Annotated in this window: 3 protein-coding genes; all 3 read right to left on the bottom strand. The window is 69.5% G+C overall.

From position 1 onward, the window contains the following. Positions 1–100 precede the first annotated feature (100 nt). Positions 101–973 (bottom strand): geranyl diphosphate 2-C-methyltransferase, encoded by an 873-nt coding sequence (locus ACFWF3_RS32655; protein WP_378994249.1) that lies wholly within the window; start codon positions 971–973, stop codon positions 101–103. Continuing rightward, positions 970–2,247 (bottom strand): family 2 encapsulin nanocompartment cargo protein terpene cyclase, encoded by a 1,278-nt coding sequence (locus ACFWF3_RS32660; protein WP_379317718.1) that lies wholly within the window; start codon positions 2,245–2,247, stop codon positions 970–972. Before ACFWF3_RS32660 ends, ACFWF3_RS32655 begins: the two co-directional genes overlap by 4 nt. Before the next feature lie 12 nt (positions 2,248–2,259). Further along, positions 2,260–2,339, bottom strand: an 80-nt coding sequence (locus ACFWF3_RS32665) for a hypothetical protein (RefSeq protein WP_379317720.1), incomplete at its 5' end; no start/stop codon positions are given.

The raw sequence follows: 2,339 nt of genomic DNA on the forward strand, positions 1-2,339 counted from the left end.
GGTGACCGGCGAGCCGGGTCCGCTGAGCTGGGCGCGCTACGAGGGCGCGGCTCGACGAGCATGGTTTCGCGGTCGGTCGACGGGTCGGCGAGCTTATCGGTCACCTGGCCACCTTATCGGCGACGATCATCAGGTACTGGAAGCTGCCCTCGCGGTAGGCGGTGAGGAACGGCTGTTCGACGCCGGTGGCGAGCTCGGAATGGGTGCGCAACTCCCAGTACGGGATGGTGTCGGGCGTGAGGTCGACGACCGTGGTGGGGACCAGGCCGCTGTCGGACAGTGCGCGGAAGTACTCGCTGCGCGGATGGATCATGCAGCCGTAGTGCGCGTCGATCCAGCTGACCGAGGCGGATCGGCCGCCGGTGACATCGTTGGAGCAGCCGGTGATGCACACGTAGCGCCCACCCGGTTCGAGCACCCGGGCGAATTCGTCGAAGAGATCGAAAAGGTCCACGTACATGGTGGTTTCGTTGGTCCAGATGGCCCTGGCGGACTCGTCGACGAAGCCGGTGTCGAGCATATTGCGGAAGTGGAACCCGACCCGTTCGGTCACGCCGCGGGCCTCGGCCTGATCGTTGGCGAAGCCGACCTGGTATTCGGAGATGCTCACGCCGTCGACGTGGCAGCCGAAGCGATCGGCGGCCATGAAACTGGTGCCGCCGCGGCCCGAGCCACCGTCGATCAGCCGGTCGTCGGGGGTGATGGCGCCGAGGTTGTCGAGCAGACAGTCGGCCTGGGCGGTCTCGAGGCGGTGTAGTTCGCGCACGATCCGTTCCTGCCGGGTCTTCTCCGGGCCGTCCAGTACCGACCAATCGGGTTCGCCGATGCCGTAGTGGTGGTGGTAGAGGCCGTCGACCTTGCCCAGTTCGGTATTGACCCGGTCGTCGTTGGGGTTGTTGTTCCAGTACGCGGCGACCGAACGCTGATAGGTGGTGCGCAGGACCGAGCGGTCGGGGGTGTTGACGATGGTCATCTGTCGTCCTCTCCTGGTGCGATGTCGTGGTAGCGGCGACTGCCCGCGTGCCAGGCGCGGTTGCCGCCCATCCAGGCCCACAGCCCGGCCAGGAAGCGGCGCAGCTGGGGTGAGCCCGAGGCGGCGAGGGGGGCCGCCTCCCGTTCGAAGCGATGCATCAGTTCGTCGTGGATCTGGGCGGTGCGCAGCACGGCGTCGGCCCGGCTGCAGCCCTCCTCGGCGGCCAGGACCGTCGGCAGGTTGAACTCCCTGCCACCCGAAAGGTCCTCGCGCGCCATCGAATACAGGTCGTTCACCATCTGGGCGGCCAGCGCGGCGGTGGTGGTCACCCGCCGCACCGCCGGGTCGGCGTAGTCGGCGGCGGCGAGTTCGTAGCCGCCGACCGCGTCGATCGGTGCCATACACGGCAGGAAACTGTGTGGCTGCCGATTGGTCAGGTACTCCCAGACCGGTGGCATCCGGTCCGCGGTGCGCCAGCCCGCCTCGGCGCCGAGCGCGATGAACCACCCCGCGATCTCGGTGCGTAACCGGGCCAGCTGCGCCGGGCTCGCGTACCCCGCCAGGTGCGCGAACGAGGTGCGGAACGCGCGCAGGATCGGGTCGGCCTGCATGGCCTGTTCGAGCCTCGGCGCGTACCGCGCGGGGAGATGGGCCGGATCCATTGCGGCGGCGGCCAATTCGAGCCGTGGTCCGAGTTCCGCGGCGGCGCTGGACGGTGTGCCGTCGGGTGCGGTGTCGCCAGGGGCGTCCTCCTCGCAGTAGTAGTCGTCGACCGACCATTCCGCCACCGCGCAGCGAGCGGCGGCCAGCAGCCGGTCGGGATCGTCGCAATCGGGATGGGCGAGCATGATCAACCGGCCGAAGTCGGCTTTGGCGAGCTCGTCGAGACGGCCTTCGTAGAGGCCGATCTCGGTGGCCCAGGCGAGCAGGCCCGCGTTGACGGCCTCGGCCAGCGCCGGGTCGTCACGCTCGGGAGGTGGGCAGTAGAGAGCGGGAATCGGCTGTTGCCCAGTGGAATTCGTCGTCTCCGCAGCGGGAGCGGCAGGAAGATCCTGTGCCGGGAACAATCGCAGGCCGGACGTGCCTATTCCGGTCGGTCCGCGAAGACGACGTGGCGTAACGGAGCCGGTGGGCGCACCGGGGGTGCGTCGGGGGAGCGTCGCGGTGCCGGAGAACAGGTCGGCCGGGGCGGCGGCGCCGTGCAGCAGGGCCGCCACCGCGACAGCCAGATCGCCTGCCGCGATGGGAGCGCCGACCCTGGTGAGGATGGACACGGTCCGCGCCGATCAGTCGGCGCGACGCGCGACGAGCACGTCGTCCAGCACGCCGAGCGCATCGGGAACGAGGACGGCCGCGGAGTAATAGC

It is taken from the genome of Nocardia sp. NPDC060220, from assembly GCF_042727815.1.
In the GTDB taxonomy this organism is placed as follows: domain Bacteria; phylum Actinomycetota; class Actinomycetes; order Mycobacteriales; family Mycobacteriaceae; genus Nocardia.